This is a genomic window from Rathayibacter tanaceti, from assembly GCF_009834165.1.
Classification (GTDB): domain Bacteria; phylum Actinomycetota; class Actinomycetes; order Actinomycetales; family Microbacteriaceae; genus Rathayibacter; species Rathayibacter tanaceti.
The window spans coordinates 637,049-652,681 of sequence record NZ_CP047186.1 but is presented as its reverse complement, the minus strand read 5'-3'; the positions used below and the strand labels follow the sequence as shown (position 1 = coordinate 652,681).

The window sequence follows — 15,633 nt, the reverse complement described above, 5'->3', positions numbered from 1 at the left end:
GCGATCCGCGACGCCGCGCAGGCACGAGCAACACGAAAAGGCGCCGGAGAGAACTCCGACGCCTCCACCGAGACTGGCCCAGCCGATATCGTGCTGTCATCTGTGTGAATATGACTCTGCGGTAGCGGGAGCGGGACTCGAACCCGCGACACCACGATTATGAGCCGTGTGCTCTAACCACCTGAGCTACCCCGCCGCTCGTTCTCGCAGGCCTGGCCTGCGGGGAACGGAGCCCCCTGTGGGAATCGGACCCACTACCTCTTCCTTACCAAGGAAGTGCTCTACCAATGAGCTAAGGGGGCGCACCTGCGGGTCTGACGGCCCGTTCGAGGGCGCGCCCGCGATTTGGCACCGTTAGACGATAGCACCTCCGGGGCGCGACGATGACCGCGGGAGTCGCGTCCCGCGGCCACCTGGCGGTGCTACGGGCGGCTCGCCGTGTCCAGCGCTGCGAGCTCCTCCGCGCTCAGCTCGAGGGCGGCCGAGGCGGTCAAGGCCGGCAGCTGCTCGACCACCCGGGCGCTCGCGATCGGTGCGACCACTCCGGGCTGCGAGCGGAGCCACGCGAGTGCGACCGTCGCGACCTCGACTCCGTGCGCCTCGGCCGCGGTGTCGAGCGCGGCGAGCACGCGGCGCCCGCGGGCATCGAGGTAGCGGGCGGCGCCGTCGGCGCGCGGGCCCTCGGGCGTCGAGCCGTCGCGGTACTTGCCGGTCAGGAAGCCGGAGGCGAGGGCGTAGTAGGGCACGACGGCCAGGCCCGCCTCACGCGCGAGCGGCAGCAGGTCGGCCTCGATCCCACGCTCGACCAGGTTGTAGTGCGGCTGGAGCGCGACCGGCGCGTGCAGTCCCTCCTCTGCGGCGATGCGCAGCCAGGAGGCGACGCGCTCGGCGCTGACGTTCGAGACTCCGATCGCCCGCACCAGACCCTGGTCGACCAGCTCCGAGAAGACCCGGGCGATGTCCTCCATCGGCACCGCCTCGTCGTCGAAGTGCGCGTAGTAGAGGTCGATGCGGTCGGTCCTCAGGCGCTCGAGCGACGCCCTGGCCGCCGCGCGGACGGTGTCGGGCGCGAGCCCGGTGAACTGCGGGTGGCGGCTCACCTTCGTCGCGATGACCACGTCGTCGCGGGAGCCGGAGCGCCGGCCGAGCCACTCGCCGATGATCGTCTCGGACTCGCCGCCCCGATTGCCCGGGACCCAGGCCGAGTACGAGTCGGCGGTGTCGATGAAATCACCGCCCGCCGCGACGTAGCCGTCGAGGACGTCGAAAGACGTCTGTCTGCCCGCGGTCCAGCCGAAGACGTTGCCGCCGAGCGAGAGCGGGAAGACGTCGATGCCGGAGTCGCCGAGGGGTGCGCGGGTGGTCGAGGGGGAGGCTGCACTGTCGATGCTCATCCTCCGATTCAACTCCTGCGAGCAGGCCCACTCGCTCCCCATCCCGCTCATGCGCGGTAAGCACTCAGGCGTCGTGGAGCGGACCCATCGGGTAGTCCGCGTAGGCGAAGCGGGTCGAGTCAGGAGCCCAGCCCGCGACGTTGATCGTCCCCTGCCCGCCGACGAGCCGCTCCAGCACTCTCCCCGGCGCCGTCGCGGTCCGTCCGGCGAGGTCGAGCAGCCGCAGCTCCACCTCCAGGTTCTCCGGATGCCCCGACGTCCCCGCGGGATAGGACAGGTAGAGGACGTGCCGCCCGTCCGGCGACTCGTGCGGGAACCAGTCGACCGTGTCCGACTCAACCAGCCGGGTGAGCCCCGAGCCGTCGAGGGCCATCCGGAACAACTGGGCGCCCCTGCCCGCACGCTCGGAGTTGAGCAGCAGGGTGCGCCCGTCGGCCGAGAAGTCGACGCCGTCGTCGGGGAACGCGTCATCGGTGAGCGCGGTGAGCGCGCCTCCCTCCGCCGGCATCGTGTAGACGTCCGTCCGCCATTCGCCGGAGGCGTCGCCGCCTCCGATGAGGGCGAGCAGAGTGCCGTCGGGCGAGATCCCGTGCAGGTAGTGCTTGAAGCGGCCACCCTCCCGCTCGCCCGTCAGGCGGCGGGCAGGCACGGAGCCGTCGAGGGCGACCGCGTACAGGTGCCCGTCGCGCGCCGAGACGTAGGCGGTGTCTCCGGACGGAGCGAGCACATGGTCGTTGTTGAGCTCGGCAGGGACTCCGTCGAGCGGGATCGGCTCGAGCACGGGCGCCCCCTCGAGCGGAAGGCGGAAGAGCACGCCGTCGCCGTTGACCACCAGTGCCGTACCGTCCGGCGTCCAGTTCGGCGCCTCGACGAGCATCGAGTCCGAGGCGAAGACGGTCGTCGCGACTCCGCTGGCGAGGTCGTGCACGCGGAGTCGGCAGAGCTGATCGGGCAGGAGGGAGCGGGCCATGACTCCCACGCTAGAGGGCGGCAGCGCCCGTCAAGCCTCCTCCCGCTCAGGTTCTGCCGGAAGGGCCTCCGGTATTCTTGACCGACGACTGCGCTGGGTACACCTTGGGAGGAACATGTGATGCTCCTCATCCTGGTGATCTCGTTCGCTCTCGCGATCGTCACCCCGTGGGTGGTGGACCGGTTCGGCCCGAAGACGTTCTATGCCCTGGCCCTCGTGCCCGCTGCGAGCTTCATCGCCACGGCCACCGCACTGCCTGCGGTCCTCGGCGGCAGTGAGATCCGCGAGACGGTCCCGTGGATCCCAGCGCTCGACATCGCGCTCTCGTTCCGGCTCGACGCGCTCTCGCTCGTGCTCGCCCTCGTCGTCAGCGGAGTCGGCGCGCTCGTGCTCGCCTACTGCGCCGGCTACTTCAGTAGGGACGAGCCCTCGCTCGGTCGCTTCGCCGCGCTGCTCTTCGCCTTCGCCGGAGTGATGTACGGCCTGGTCACGGCTGACGACGTCATCGTGCTCTTCGTCTTCTGGGAGGCGACGAGCGTCCTCTCCTACCTGCTGATCGGCCACTACAGCGGCCGCAAGGAGAGCCGCGGTGCCGGCCTCCAGGCCCTGCTGGTCACGACACTCGGCGGTTTGGCGATGCTGGTCGGCCTCATCGTGCTGATCGTCGAGTCCGGCACCACGAGTCTCGCGAGGATCGTCGCCGCCGCTCCCTCCGGTCCGTCGGTGTCGGTCGCGCTCGTGCTCGTGCTGCTGGGCGCTTTCTCGAAGTCGGCGCTGGTGCCGTTCCACTTCTGGCTGCCTGCCGCAATGGCCGCTCCGACGCCGGTCAGCGCCTACCTGCACGCGGCCGCGATGGTCAAGGCCGGCATTTACCTCGTCGCACGCCTCGCTCCCGGCTTCGCCGACGACTCCGTGTGGCTGCCCGTCGTGGTCAGCGTCGGCGTCTGGACGATGCTCGTCGGCGGCTGGCGGTCGCTCCGCCAGTACGACCTCAAGCTCGTGCTCGCCTACGGCACGGTCAGTCAGCTCGGCTTCCTGACCGTCGCGGTGGGCTTCGGCTCGCGCGACGCGGCGCTGGCCGGGCTGACCCTCCTGCTCGGGCACGCTCTCTTCAAGGCGCTGCTCTTCCTCGTGGTCGGCATCGTCGACCACCGGGCGGGCACCCGCGATCTGCGCAAGCTCAGCGGCCTCGGCCGCCGCTCGCCGGTCCTCGCCGCCGCAGCACTGCTCGGCGTCCTCTCGATGGCGGGCATCCCGCCGCTGCTGGGCTTCGTCGCCAAGGAGGCGGTCTTCACCAGCCTGATCTCGGCGATCGAGCAGGGCTCGTTCTGGGCCTGGGTCGCGCTGATCGGACTCGTCCTCGGCTCGATCCTCACCGTCGCCTACTCGGCCCGCTTCTTCTGGGGGGCCTTCGCCCGGAAGAAGGGCCTCGAGGACACCGAGCTGCACGCCGAGCCGTGGATCTTCACCGCTGCACCGGTGCTGCTCGCCGCGGCCGGCGCCGCTGGCGGGCTCGCCGCCTCCGTGCTCGACCCGCTGGTCGCCGTCTACGCCGACACACTGCCGTACGCCGCTCCCGACGCCGACCCGCAGCTCGCCGCGGCGGCCGAGTCCTCGGCCCACGGCGGATACTACCTCGCACTCTGGCACGGCTTCGAGCCCGCGCTCGGGCTCAGCGCCCTGGTTATCGCGATCGGTCTCCTTCTCTTCGCCAAGCGGGTCGCCGTCGCCCGTGCGCAGTCGGTGCTGCCGAACTGGATCGACTCGGCCGAGGGCTACTGGGCCACCGTCCGCTGGCTCGACCGTGTGGCGAGCACGGTCACCGAGTTCGTGCAGCGGGGCTCGCTCCCCCGCTATCTCACGGTGATCTTCTCGGTGTTCGTGCTCGGAGTCGGCGGCGCGGCGGCGCTGAACCGCACCTGGCCCGGCGACATCGTCTTCTGGGACACCCCGGGTCAGCTCGCGGTCGCGGCCGTGATGATCCTCGCCGCGGTCCTCTGCGCGGTGGCCCGCAACCGTGTCGCCGCCGTGCTGCTGGCCGGCGCCACCGGGTACGGGATGGTCGCCCTCTTCGCCCTGCAGGGCGCGCCCGACCTCGCGCTCACCCAGGCCCTGATCGAGACGGTCACCCTGGTGGTCTTCGTGCTCGTGCTGCGCCGCCTCCCGACCCGCATCGCGGCGAAGCACCAGCCGATGCGCAAGCGCCTGCGTGCGATCATCGGCATCACGGTCGGAGGCGTCATGGCGGTCGCGGCGACGATCGCCCTCGGCGCCAGGACGGCCACGCCGATCTCCGCAGAACTCCCCCGCCTCGCCTACGAGGAGGGCAAAGGCCGCAACATCGTCAATGTGCTGCTCGTCGACATCCGCGCCTGGGACACGATGGGCGAGATCTCGGTACTGGTGGTCGTCGCCACGGGTGTCGCGAGCCTGATCTTCCTCTCCAGCCGGGCCGGAGGCGCTCCCCGCCTCGACACGCAGGGAGCGGGCGACCGCCGCGAGCGGGCGATGGATCTCACGTCCCCCTCCTCAGAGTCCGACACGACCGGCGACCGCGGCTCGTGGCTCGTCGCCGGCCGCACCCTCCGACCCGAGAACCGCTCGATCGTGCTCGAGGTGCTGGTGCGCCTCCTGTTCCACCCCGCGATGATCGTGTCGGTCTATCTGCTCTTCACCGGTCACAACACCCCGGGCGGAGGCTTCGCGGGCGGCCTGCTCGCCGGTCTCGCGCTCGTGGCGCGCTACCTCGCGGGTGGCCGGTTCGAGCTCGGCGAGGCCGCGCCGATCGACGCCGGCAAGGTGCTGGGGCTCGGACTCCTCTTCGCCGTGGGCACCGCGGTGTCCTCCCTCGCCTTCGGCCTCGAGGTGCTGGAATCGAGCTGGCTCGACCTCGAGGTGCCCGTTCTGGGTGAGCTCCACCTCGGCACCTCCACCCTCTTCGACATCGGGGTGTACCTGATCGTGATCGGTCTCACCCTCGACATCCTCCGCAGCCTCGGCGGCGAGGTCGACCGCCACGGCGAGGAGGCCGAGAACGGCGCCCCCTCGGGCGACGGGGTCACGCACTCGACCGAGAGCACCCCCGGCCCCGGCGCGGGCACCGTCGACGGTCTCGAGACGCGGCTCCCCACCGGGTCGACCGTCGTCGGCGGCCCGGGACGGGGGGACGCGTGAGCATCACCGTCGTCCTCGTCGCCGTGATGGCGGTGATGTACGCCGCGGGCGTCTACCAGATGCTTGAGCGGAGCCTCACCCGCATCCTGATCGGCTTTCTGCTGGTCGGCAACGCGACCAACATCCTCATCCTGCTGATGGCCGGACGCTCGGGCACCGCCCCGTTCGTGACCGACGACGGTCGCTCCTACGAGCAGATGGCGGACGAGATGGCTGATCCGCTTCCCCAGGCGCTCATCCTGACGGCGATCGTGATCACCTTCGGGATCTCGGCCTTCCTCCTCGCCATGATCTACCGGCGCTGGCGACTCGCCAACGCCGACCAGGTCGAGGACGACGAGACCGACACCTCGGTGCGAGCGGACGCAGCGGGCATCTCGGCCCAGACCACCGCCGACGACCGGGCCCTCGACGTGCTACTGGAGTCCAGCGACGAGGGCACCGCCGCCAAGCACGGGGAGAGCGCCATGACCGACGACAGGCAGGAGGACCGATGAACGCCCTGATCCCGCTCGTCGTCACCCTCCCCCTCCTGGGAGCGGCCGTCGCGCTGATCCTGGGCCGCCACCGGCGCGCGCAGATCACCGTCAACATCGTGACGCTCTCGACCGTCCTGATCCTCTCGTCGGTCATGCTCGTGCTGGTCCTCACCGGTGACGAGGGCGGCAGCGCCGTCTACGTGGGCGGCTGGGAGCCGCCGTGGGGCATCGTGCTCGTCGTCGATCCACTCGCCGCGCTGATGCTGGTGATCACCTCGATCACGCTCCTGGGCGTCCTGCTCTTCTCGGTGGGCCAGGGCCTCGTCGACGGCAACCGCGAGACACCGGTCACGATCTTCCACCCGACCTACCTGATCCTCTCGGCGGGAATCCTCAACGCCTTCGTCGCGGGCGATCTCTTCAACCTCTACGTCGGCTTCGAGATCCTGCTCGCGGCCAGCTATGTGCTGATCACCCTCGGCGGCACCGCCCCGCGCATCCGAGCGGGCACGACCTACGTGGTTGTGAGCCTGGTCTCCAGCGTCTTCTTCCTCTCGGCCATCGGCCTGCTCTACGGAGCGACCGGCACGGTCAACATGGCGCAGCTCTCGATCCGGATCGCCGAGCTTCCGGCCGATGTGCAGCTCGTGCTGCACGTGGTGCTGCTGCTGGGCTTCGGGATCAAGGCGGCCGTGTTCCCGCTGTCGTTCTGGCTCCCCGACTCCTACCCCACGGCCCCGGCACCGGTGACCGCCGTGTTCGCGGGCCTGCTCACGAAGGTCGGCGTCTACGCCCTGATCCGCACCGAGACGCTGCTGTTCCCGGGCGGCAGACTGCAGGAGGTCCTGCTGGTGGTGGCGCTGCTGACCCTGGTCGTCGGCATCCTCGGCGCCGTCGCGCAGGCCGACATCAAGCGGATGCTGTCGTTCACCCTCGTCTCCCACATCGGCTACATGGTGTTCGGCATCGCGATCGGCACCTCGGCGGGGTACGCCGCGACCATCTTCTACGTGATCCACCACATCACCGTGCAGACGACGCTGTTCCTCGCCACCGGCCTGATCGAGCGGGTCGGCGGCACGACCTCGATCCTCCGCCTCGGCGGGCTACTCAAGGCGTCGCCGCTGCTGGCCCTGCTCTACTTCGTGCCCGCGATGAACCTCGGCGGCATCCCGCCGTTCACCGGCTTCCTCGGCAAGGTCGGCCTGTTCGTGGCGGGCGCGGAGTCGGCGGTCGAGCAGCCGTCGTGGCTGATCTGGGCTGTGATCGCCGCTGGGGCCGTCACCTCGCTGCTCACGCTCTACGCGGTCGCCCGGGTTTGGAACATGGCCTTCTGGCGCCGCCAGGAGGAGGTGCCCGGCTACGAGTCGCCCCTCATCGACCAGCTCCAGGAGGACCCTCACGACACGGGCAGCATCCGCACCCGCCACTCCCCGCCGATGATGGTGCTCGCCACCGCCGGCATGGTCGTGGTCGGAGTCGCGCTGACGATCGGCGCCGGCCCGCTCTACGACGCCAGCGCGCACGCCGCACGCGACGTCGCCGACCCCGCGACCTACATCGCGACCGTCTACCGCGACTCGTCCTTCGGCGAGGAGGGACCGCGATGAGCCCGCGCCGCCGCGTCGACGTCTGGAACCGCGTCGCGATGTTCGTCACCCTCGTCGGCATCTGGGTGCTGCTCTGGGACGACGTCTCGGTGCTCTCGATCGTCTCGGGATTCCTGGTCGCCCTGCTGATCACACGGGTCTTCTACCTGCCTCCGGTCGAGTTCTCGAACCGGGTGAACCCGTGGTTCGTGCTGGTGTTCCTCCTCCGGCTGCTCGTCGACATCGCGGTCGCCTCGGTCCGCGTCTCCTGGCAGATCCTCACCCTGCCCGTCCCGGTGCACAACGCGATCGTCGCCGTGCACCTGCGCAGCCGCTCCGAAGGGATGCTGGTGTGGACGACGGAGGCCGTCTCGCTCGTCCCGGGCTCGCTCGTGATCGACGTCGACCCGCAGCTGAACGTGCTCTACCTGCACGTGCTCGGCGTCACCCACGACGAGGACGAGCGGATCGAGGAGGTGCGCCGCACGGTGCTGGAGTCGGAGGCGCGCATCGTCCGCGCGATCGGCTCGCGCGAGGACGTGCAGCGCGTGAACCAGCCGCTCGACAGGGGAGCGGGGGCGGTCCGATGATCGGCTGGCTGGTCTGGATCCTGGTGCCCGTGTTCGGCGCGGCGTGCCTGCTCGCACTGGTGCGCATCCTCCGAGGCCCGTCGGTGCTCGACCGGGTGGTCGCCGCCGACGTGCTCGTCGCGACGATCATCTGCGGGATCGGCGCCGAGATGGCGGTCAACCACCATGCGCGCACCCTGCCCGTCGCTCTCGGGCTGGCCCTGTTCGCCGTGTTCGGATCGATCAGCGTCGCCAAGTTCATGGCCAACCGCGAGGAGGACTGACGTGGAGCTGTTCCTGGATGTCCTGACCGCCGTGCTTCTCATCGCCGGCGGGCTGCTCTCGCTGATCGCGGCGGTCGGCCTGCTCCGCTTCGGCGACCTCCTCTCGCGGATGCACGCGGGCACCAAGCCTCAGGTGCTCGGTCTCATCTGCGTGATGCTGGCCGTCGCGATCCGCAATCCTGGCTTCGCCGCCGCGGGGACGATCGTGCTCGTGATCGGCTTCCAGCTGCTGACGGTGCCGGTCTCGGCCCACATGGTCGGGCGGGCGGCGTACCGGGCCGAGGCCGTCTCGCCGGGCTTCCTCGTGGTCGACGAGCTGGCGGAGGCGGTCAGCCGCGCCGACGAGCAGGCCCGCGCGACGGGCGCCGAGACCGGGCACGCATCCGGGGAGGCGGCACGCACCTCCTCCGAACCGGAGCCCGAGGATGAGGGCGGCCCGGCCGCCACGGCCTGAGCCGCGGCACGTCCGGGTCAGAGGACGGCGCGCAACTTCTCGCGCGCCCACTCGCTCTCGGCAGCAGAGCGCGCTCAGGCCGACGGGAAGAGGACCGCGGAGACACTCCCGGCACCGGTCATGCTCCGCACGGCGAAACCGCCGAGCGCGAGCGTCACCGCGAGGAGGCCGCCGATCAGCAGCACCAGCAGCGGGACCACCCAGAGCAGTGCCCTGCGGCGTCGGGCGCGGGCGGCGTCGGGGGTCTCTTCGCTCACTCATCGACCCTAGGGCAGAGAGTCGATCGCGGCGTCCGGCCCTGCCGATCGCGACGTCCGGCCCTCCCGATAAACTCGACGCATGACCCTGGACTCCGCTCTCTTCGGCGCGCCCGAGAACTCCGCCGGCCCCCTCCCCGAGGCCGAGCGCCGCCCGGGCACCGAATGGTGGCGCACCGCCGTGATCTATCAGATCTACCCCCGCTCCTTCGCGGATGCGGACGGCGACGGCATCGGCGACCTGCCCGGCATCACCTCGCGACTCCCGAGCCTCGCGGAGCTGGGGGTCGACGCGGTCTGGCTCTCGCCGTTCATGACCTCACCGCAGAAGGATGCGGGCTACGACGTCGCCGACTACTGCGACGTCGATCCGCTCTTCGGCACCCTCGCCGACTTCGACGCGATGCTCGCCCGGGCGCACGCGCTCGGAATCCGCATCATCGTCGACCTCGTCCCCAACCACTCCTCGAGCGCGCACCGCTGGTTCCAGGAGGCGCTCGCCGCTCCCGCCGGAAGCGCCGAGCGTGCGCGCTACCTGTTCCGCGACGGCCGCGGCGCCGCCGGTGAGCTGCCACCCAACAACTGGGAGTCGGTCTTCGGAGGCCCCGCCTGGACGCGCGTCACCGAGCCGGACGGCGCGCCGGGCCAGTGGTACCTGCACCTCTTCGACAGCTCGCAGCCCGACTTCGACTGGACGAACGCGTGGGTCCGTGAGCGCTTCCGCGAGGTGCTGCGCTTCTGGCTCGACCGCGGAGTCGACGGCTTCCGCGTCGACGTCGCCCACGGCATGATCAAGGCCGAGGGCCTGCCCGACTACACGCCGCCGGCCGACAGCGGCTCGATGGGCGGAGTCGCCCCCGCCGACGGCGAGGAGCCCGCCACCGCGCCGTACTGGGCGCAGGACGGCGTGCACGAGATCTACCGTGACTGGCACTCCCTCCTCGCCGAGTACCCGGACGACCGCGTGCTCTGCGCCGAGGCGTGGGTGCAGCCGCTCTCGAAGCTCGCGCGCTGGGTGCGCCCGGACGAGATGCACCAGGCTTTCAACTTCGCCTACCTCGAGACCCCGTGGAACGGCCCTGCCCTGCGCGACATCATCGACTCCTCGGTCGAGGCCTTCGCTGCGGTCGACGCCCCCTCGACGTGGGTGCTCTCGAATCACGACGTCGTGCGTCACGCCAGCAGGCTCGCGCTCACGAGGGACAACCCGCAGGGCTACGGCATCGGCCCGCGCACGCCGGGCCTCCCGGACCCGGTGCTGGGGTTGCGCCGGGCACGCGCCGCGACGGCCCTGATGCTCGCGCTCCCCGGCTCCGCCTACGTCTACCAGGGCGAGGAGCTGGGGCTCCCAGAAGCGATCGACCTGCCCGACTCCGCACGCCAGGACCCGACGTGGTTCCGGACCGGCGGTGAGCGATACGGCCGCGACGGCTGCCGAGTGCCGATCCCCTGGGAGGCGGATGCGCCCGCCTATGGCTTCAGCCCCACCGGTGACTCGTGGCTGCCTCAGCCCGACGATTGGGCACTGCTCGCTCGTGACCGTCAGCTCGGCGTCGAGGGGTCGACCCTCGAGCTGTACCGCGCACTGCTCTCGGTCCGCCGCTCGGAGGATCTGGGCTCGGGCGCGATCGAGTGGCTCGACGGCTACCCCGACGGCGTGCTTGCGTTCCGCAATGGCGGGATCACGGTGATCGCGAACATCGGAGCGGCTCCGGTCGAGCTGCCGGTCGGCTCGGTCGTGCTCTCGTCGGAGGAGCTGCTGGAGCCAGCGCTGGCCGCTGACACCACGGTCTGGCTGCGGGCGGAGTAGCGCTGGCTGCCGCTCGGCGGTGGCCCGGGCGATCGGCGGGGGTGACGACTCCACGGGAACCGCCGTTGCAGAGGCGCGTGGCGATCAGGTGCGCATCGCACCGGGTCGTGCGCACCGCGCCCGTGCCCCGCAGCTCGCGCGGGGCACGGGCGGGTGGGGCGCCGCGGCTCAGCGCCCGGCGTTCGCCTTGAGCCAGAGGTAGGAGTCGACCTTCGTGACTCCGTCGAGGCGGATCTCGAAGTGCAGGTGCGGGCCGGTCGACATGCCGGTCGAACCGACCAGGCCGAGCAGCTGCCCGACCTTCACCGGGTCGCCCTCGTTGACAGCCGCAGAGCCGTGCTGCATGTGCGCGTAAACGCTGGACACGAGCTGCCCGTCGATCTCGTGGTCGACGATCACGTGGACGCCGAGCGAGCCCTCGCCGTCGATCACCGTGCGGACGACGCCGTCCGCGATGGACTGGATCGGCGAGCCGTTGCCGGGGTTGAAGTCGGTGCCGCCGTGGTTCACGGAGCAGCCCGCGCAGTTGCGGTAGCCGAAGCGGTCGCCGACCGGCACGCCGACGGCGAACGGCCACTGGATCGACGCGTTCGGGTCGTTGGTGAAGCCGGTGTCCGAGGTGCGGACGATGTCAGCGACGTTGGTCTGGGTCTTGCGCTCCTGCACTCCGAAGCCGTCGCGGGCGACGGCCTCGCCGGTGACCTCGCCGGCGACGAACGACTGGGATCCGCGGCTCAGATCGGCGTCCATCGGCGACGTGGGGCTGAGCGCCTGCACGTCCTCGGCGGTGAGGAGGGAGGTGGCGGGCAGCGAGGTGGCCGCGACGATCGCGGCGACGAACGAGAGCGCGACCAGGCCACCGACGCGGGCGCGCCGCGCCGGCCGCAACGGCGTGACGCGCGGGGCGGAGACGGGAACCGGAGCATCGCGGAGTGAGGCGACGCGGCGCTCGGCCTCGCGCAGCTGCTCCGCGGTGGCCGTGAGCACGCTCTCCTCCACGCCCTCGTGCCCGCTCTCCGTGACGCCCTCCGCCGGGGCGAGTGCGCGCTCGCGGGCGCGCAGCTCGCGGCGGGTGAGGGGCGGAGTCGATTCGCCGAGGGTCGATGCGGGGGCAGCGGAGGCGGGCGAATCGGGGCTCACGAAATCGGTGTCTTCCGTCGGGGGCAGGCGGGCGAGCGCACTCCGCAGGGGGACGGAACTCGGCTCGGGTCTCCGTGATCGCATCCTGTGCGACTATCACGAATTCATAAAGGATAGCCACGGGCTGCCGGTTCGGCCAGAGCCGCGCGAGCAGAGGCACGATCGAGGCTCGCCACGCCGCGAGAAGATGCCGGATCGTGCGCTTTAACTCGTCGCAGCGCTCGTATCGTGCGCCGACCGGCCCTCAGAGAGCGTTTACACGTCGTCCGCGCGCAGGCGGCGCAGCAGATCCTCGAGCTCGCCGAAGAGCGGATCGGGGGCCGCGATCAGCAGGCCCGACCCGGCGGCGGCACCGTCGAAGCCTGCGACCCGCGCACCCGCCTCCTGAGCGATAAGAGCGCCGGCGGCCAAATCCCAGGGGTTGAGGCCGCGCTCGTAGTAGGCGTCGAGCTGCCCGGTCGCCACCGAGCACAGGTCCAGCGCCGCCGAACCGATGCGGCGGATGTCGCGGACCGAGCCGAGCAGCTCCTGCACAACAGCGCCCTGCCGCATCCGCCGGGCCGCGTCGTAGCCGAACCCGGTGCCGACCAGGGCGAGGGAGAGGGAGGCGGGTGCGACCGCGCGCAACGCGACTCCGTCCCGCTCCGCCCCTCCCCCGAGGCTCGCAGTGGTGACCTCGCCGCTCGCTCCGTTCACGACCGCACCCGCGAGCGCCGTCCACGTCGCCGGATCCGGGTCCCCCTCGACCACCGCGATGCTGACCGCGTAGGAGGGGATGCCGTAGAGGTAGTTGACCGTGCCGTCGATCGGATCGACCACCCAGGTGAGCCCGCTGGTCCCCCCGCCGGTGCCGGACTCCTCGCCGAGGAACCCGTCGTCGGGCCGCGCCTCGGCGAGACGGCGGCGGATGAGCTGCTCGACCTCGCGGTCCGCCGCGGTCACGACGTCCTCGGGCGACGACTTCGAGGCGGCGATCTCGACTCCGTCCTGTCGCCGCTGACGAGCGAGGTGGGCGGCCTCGACGGCGATCGAGCGGGCGATGGCGAGAAGGGAGGCGTGGGCGCTCATGGCTTCAGCCTAGGGACAGGCCGCATCATGGGGCCATGAGCACACCGATCGTCCTCACGGGAACCACCGGAGCCGTGGGCGGTCGCGTCGCCCGCGCGCTCGCCGACGCCGGTCTCCCCCTCCGCTTGCTCGTGCGCGACCCCTCCCGGGCGCCCCGACTGCCGGGAGCCGAGGTGGTGCGAGCCTCGTTCGCCGAACCCGGCGCCGCGCTCGAGGGGGCCCGCCTGCTCCTGATGGTCTCGGCGTCCGAGAACGAGGACCGCCTCGCGGAGCACCGCTCCCTCATCGCCACCGCCGCGGCCTCGGGGGTCGAGCACGTGGTCTACACCTCCTTCGCCGGAGCCGCGCACGACGCGGTCTTCACCCTCGCGCGCGACCACGCCGCCACGGAGGACGCGATCCGCGACTCCGGAATGGCGTGGACCTTCCTCCGCGACAATCTGTACCTCGACTTCCTGCCCGCGATGCTCGGCGAGGACGGCGCGATCCGCGGTCCGGCCGGAGCCGGACGCGCCGCAGTCGTCGCGCGCGCCGATGTCGCCCGCGCCGCCGCCGCGGTCCTCCGCTCGCCCGACGAGCACCGCGGAGCCGTCTACGAGCTCACCGGGCCGGCGGCGCTCACCCTCCACGAGTTCGCGGCGATCCTCACCGCGGCAGGACGCCCAGCCGTCTTCGTCGACGAGACGCTCGAGGAGGCGTACTCGTCGCGTCGCCGCTGGAACGCGCCCGCGTGGCAACTCGACGCCTGGGTGAGCACCTACACGGCGATCGCGGCGGGGCAGCTGGAGCACGTCTCAGGAGACGTGGAGCGCCTGACCGGGCGGCCGCCGCTTTCGCTGGCCGGGTTCCTGGCGGAGGAGCCACGGGGCTGATCGGCGGCCGATGAGGGGCATCGGGCCACTACAGCGACGGCACCGAACCGCCATCACCCCGGACATGCAGAACGCCCGCGCATTTCTCGATGCCGGGGCGGTTCACGACACGGATGTGGCGAGTGAGGGATTCGAACCCCCGAAGGCTACGCCGTCTGATTTACAGTCAGATCCCTTTGGCCGCTAGGGTAACTCGCCGTGGCGCACCCGACCGCGTGATCACAACCGGAGGCGCTGGACAAGGATACCCGCGGGGCGGGCGGATCGGAAATCGGCGCCGCCCCTCAGCCGGCGTCAGCGGCATAGCGGGACGCCGCCGCCGCGACGGAGCCGGCGTAGCTGGTGGCGGGGTTGTAGGCCGCGATCGCCGCGCGCCAGCCCGACTCTGTCGAGAGGTCTCCGCCCGCCTGGCAGAGGTAGCGCGCCGCGGTCACCGCCTGCTGATCGACGTTCTGCGGGTCCCAACCGCTGGACGCCCAGGCCATCCAGGTCGCCGGGATGATCTGCAGAGGACCCATCGCCCGGTCGACCTCGGCATCGCCGTCGAGCGCGCCTGCGTCGTTGTCCTCGACGCGGTCGAAACGGGTACCGTCGAGCCGCGGGCCGTAGATCGGCTCGGTCGGACGCCCGTCGGCTCCGAGTTCACCGCCGTCGATCGTGCCGTGTCGGCTCTCGACGTAGCCGATGCCCGCCAGAGTCGACCAGTCGAGCCCGCAGCCGGGGTCGACGGCGGAGGTGAGCAGGGCAGCGCCTGCGTAGGCGGTCAGCGCGCGCAGCGGGACTCCGCTCGCCTCGGACGTTCCTGCGAGCCACGCTTCTTCGGCGAGGAACCGCACCGGAGTCTGCTCGGTCAGCTCCGCATCCTGCAGCACCGCGGGGTCGGCGGCGACCGGCGCCGTCGCGGCGGGCGGCACTGCCGCACGTCCCTCCTCTTGCTGGAGCGAGGGCGTCGGCAGGCCGCAGCCCGCGAGGAGCAGTCCGACGAGCGGGAGCAGGAGGAGGACCGGGAGGCGGCGCACCCCTCAGAGGTACCAGCCACGCCTGGGGCCGGGCCCGGCTGCACCTGAAAGCTAAACTCGGGGCCATGGCAGATTCAACGTTCGACGTCGTCAGCAAGATCGACAAGATGGAGGCGGACAACGCCCTGAACCAGGCCCACAAGGAGGTCGAGCAGCGCTACGACTTCAAAAACGTCGGCGCGTCGATCGCCTGGAGCGGCGAGAAGATCCTGATCAAGGCCAACACCGAGGAGCGGGCGAACGCCATCCTCGATGTCTTCCAGTCGAAACTGATCAAGCGCGGCATCAGCCTCAAGAGCCTCGACTCCGGCGAGCCCTTCGCCTCGGGCAAGGAGTACCGGATCGAGGCGACCCTCAAGGAGGGGATCGATCAGGAGCACGCCAAGAAAATCAACAAGCTGATCCGCGACGAGGCACCCAAGTCGGTCAAGTCGCAGATCCAGGGCGACGAGCTCCGGGTCTCATCGAAGAGCCGCGACGACCTCCAGGCGACCATGGCGCTGCTGCGCGGAGCCGATCTCGAGCTCGACCTCCAGTTCGTCAACTTCCGCTGA

General features: G+C 71.0%; 15 protein-coding genes and 3 tRNA genes. 9 read left to right on the top strand and 9 right to left on the bottom strand.

Annotated elements, in window-relative coordinates:
- Positions 1-122 precede the first annotated feature (122 nt).
- The 4 genes from GSU10_RS03065 to GSU10_RS03050 all read right to left on the bottom strand — a co-directional run bounded on the left by GSU10_RS03065 (position 123) and on the right by GSU10_RS03050 (position 2,364).
- Positions 123-196 (bottom strand) — tRNA-Met (locus GSU10_RS03065).
- A gap of 34 nt (positions 197-230) precedes the next feature.
- Positions 231-302, bottom strand: a tRNA-Thr gene (locus GSU10_RS03060).
- 120 nt (positions 303-422) lie between these two features.
- On the bottom strand, positions 423-1,394 hold the full coding sequence (locus GSU10_RS03055; protein ID WP_132504766.1) for an aldo/keto reductase: 972 nt from the start codon (positions 1,392-1,394) through the stop codon (positions 423-425).
- Between the two features lie 64 nt (positions 1,395-1,458).
- Positions 1,459-2,364 carry a TolB family protein gene (locus GSU10_RS03050; protein ID WP_068208800.1) on the bottom strand — a complete coding sequence of 302 codons (906 nt, stop codon included), beginning with the start codon at positions 2,362-2,364 and terminating at the stop codon, positions 1,459-1,461.
- Positions 2,365-2,484: 120 nt separating this feature from the next.
- On the opposite strand from GSU10_RS03050, the gene GSU10_RS03045 reads away from it, so the two are divergent.
- Genes GSU10_RS03045 through mnhG form a run of 6 tightly spaced genes read left to right on the top strand, consistent with a single transcriptional unit; the run spans position 2,485 to position 8,913 of the window.
- Complete coding sequence (locus GSU10_RS03045; protein WP_132504768.1) at positions 2,485-5,538, top strand: Na+/H+ antiporter subunit A; 3,054 nt, start codon at positions 2,485-2,487, stop codon at positions 5,536-5,538.
- A complete protein-coding gene (locus tag GSU10_RS03040; protein ID WP_068208774.1) occupies positions 5,535-6,035 on the top strand; it encodes a Na(+)/H(+) antiporter subunit C in 501 nt (166 codons plus the stop codon). Before GSU10_RS03045 ends, GSU10_RS03040 begins: the two co-directional genes overlap by 4 nt.
- Complete coding sequence (locus GSU10_RS03035) at positions 6,032-7,627, top strand: Na+/H+ antiporter subunit D (RefSeq protein ID WP_068208773.1); 1,596 nt, start codon at positions 6,032-6,034, stop codon at positions 7,625-7,627. The genes GSU10_RS03040 and GSU10_RS03035 overlap by 4 nt, the downstream gene beginning before the upstream one ends.
- Entirely contained in the window at positions 7,624-8,196 is a 573-nt protein-coding gene (locus GSU10_RS03030; RefSeq protein ID WP_068208771.1) for a Na+/H+ antiporter subunit E, read from the top strand. The genes GSU10_RS03035 and GSU10_RS03030 overlap by 4 nt, the downstream gene beginning before the upstream one ends.
- Positions 8,193-8,459 carry an MrpF/PhaF family protein gene (locus tag GSU10_RS03025; protein ID WP_068208760.1) on the top strand — a complete coding sequence of 89 codons (267 nt, stop codon included), beginning with the start codon at positions 8,193-8,195 and terminating at the stop codon, positions 8,457-8,459. The genes GSU10_RS03030 and GSU10_RS03025 overlap by 4 nt, the downstream gene beginning before the upstream one ends.
- Position 8,460: 1 nt before the next feature.
- Positions 8,461-8,913, top strand: a complete 453-nt coding sequence (gene mnhG, locus GSU10_RS03020; RefSeq protein WP_068208755.1) for a monovalent cation/H(+) antiporter subunit G — start codon at positions 8,461-8,463, stop codon at positions 8,911-8,913.
- A gap of 74 nt (positions 8,914-8,987) precedes the next feature.
- On the opposite strand, the gene GSU10_RS03015 is transcribed toward mnhG, so the two are convergent.
- On the bottom strand, positions 8,988-9,170 hold the full coding sequence (locus GSU10_RS03015) for a hypothetical protein (protein WP_068208752.1): 183 nt from the start codon (positions 9,168-9,170) through the stop codon (positions 8,988-8,990).
- Between the two features lie 82 nt (positions 9,171-9,252).
- Between GSU10_RS03015 and GSU10_RS03010 the strand changes: the two genes are divergently transcribed.
- A complete protein-coding gene (locus GSU10_RS03010; protein ID WP_132504770.1) occupies positions 9,253-10,980 on the top strand; it encodes a glycoside hydrolase family 13 protein in 1,728 nt (575 codons plus the stop codon).
- Positions 10,981-11,148: 168 nt separating this feature from the next.
- Here GSU10_RS03010 and GSU10_RS15590 read toward each other — a convergent pair whose 3' ends face one another.
- Positions 11,149-12,120, bottom strand: coding sequence for a M23 family metallopeptidase (locus GSU10_RS15590; RefSeq protein WP_132504772.1), 972 nt, complete (start codon positions 12,118-12,120; stop codon positions 11,149-11,151).
- Between the two features lie 255 nt (positions 12,121-12,375).
- The gene (locus tag GSU10_RS03000) at positions 12,376-13,188 is read right to left on the bottom strand and encodes an inositol monophosphatase family protein (RefSeq protein ID WP_068209956.1); all 813 of its coding nucleotides are present in this window, start codon (positions 13,186-13,188) and stop codon (positions 12,376-12,378) included.
- Between the two features lie 35 nt (positions 13,189-13,223).
- On the opposite strand from GSU10_RS03000, the gene GSU10_RS02995 reads away from it, so the two are divergent.
- Positions 13,224-14,060: an NAD(P)H-binding protein gene (locus GSU10_RS02995; RefSeq protein ID WP_068209953.1), complete on the top strand. Its 837-nt coding sequence runs from the start codon at positions 13,224-13,226 to the stop codon at positions 14,058-14,060.
- Between the two features lie 116 nt (positions 14,061-14,176).
- On the opposite strand, the gene GSU10_RS02990 is transcribed toward GSU10_RS02995, so the two are convergent.
- A tRNA-Tyr gene (locus GSU10_RS02990) sits at positions 14,177-14,258 on the bottom strand.
- Between the two features lie 86 nt (positions 14,259-14,344).
- On the bottom strand, positions 14,345-15,079 hold the full coding sequence (locus GSU10_RS02985) for a lysozyme family protein (protein WP_068209950.1): 735 nt from the start codon (positions 15,077-15,079) through the stop codon (positions 14,345-14,347).
- A gap of 65 nt (positions 15,080-15,144) precedes the next feature.
- Here GSU10_RS02985 and GSU10_RS02980 point away from each other — a divergent pair, with 65 nt between their 5' ends.
- Entirely contained in the window at positions 15,145-15,633 is a 489-nt protein-coding gene (locus GSU10_RS02980; RefSeq protein ID WP_068209949.1) for a YajQ family cyclic di-GMP-binding protein, read from the top strand.

Excerpts from the sequence above, each read along its gene's own strand:
- GSU10_RS03055 (WP_132504766.1), bottom strand. The coding sequence starts at position 1,394 with ATGAGCATCGACAGTGCAGCCTCCCCCTCGACCACCCGCGCACCCCTC.
- GSU10_RS03050 (WP_068208800.1), bottom strand. The coding sequence starts at position 2,364 with ATGGCCCGCTCCCTCCTGCCCGATCAGCTCTGCCGACTCCGCGTGCAC.
- GSU10_RS03045 (WP_132504768.1), top strand. The coding sequence starts at position 2,485 with ATGCTCCTCATCCTGGTGATCTCGTTCGCTCTCGCGATCGTCACCCCG.
- GSU10_RS03035 (WP_068208773.1), top strand. The coding sequence starts at position 6,032 with ATGAACGCCCTGATCCCGCTCGTCGTCACCCTCCCCCTCCTGGGAGCG.
- GSU10_RS03030 (WP_068208771.1), top strand. The coding sequence starts at position 7,624 with ATGAGCCCGCGCCGCCGCGTCGACGTCTGGAACCGCGTCGCGATGTTC.
- GSU10_RS03025 (WP_068208760.1), top strand. The coding sequence starts at position 8,193 with ATGATCGGCTGGCTGGTCTGGATCCTGGTGCCCGTGTTCGGCGCGGCG.
- GSU10_RS03010 (WP_132504770.1), top strand. The coding sequence starts at position 9,253 with ATGACCCTGGACTCCGCTCTCTTCGGCGCGCCCGAGAACTCCGCCGGC.
- GSU10_RS03000 (WP_068209956.1), bottom strand. The coding sequence starts at position 13,188 with ATGAGCGCCCACGCCTCCCTTCTCGCCATCGCCCGCTCGATCGCCGTC.
- GSU10_RS02995 (WP_068209953.1), top strand. The coding sequence starts at position 13,224 with ATGAGCACACCGATCGTCCTCACGGGAACCACCGGAGCCGTGGGCGGT.
- GSU10_RS02980 (WP_068209949.1), top strand. The coding sequence starts at position 15,145 with ATGGCAGATTCAACGTTCGACGTCGTCAGCAAGATCGACAAGATGGAG.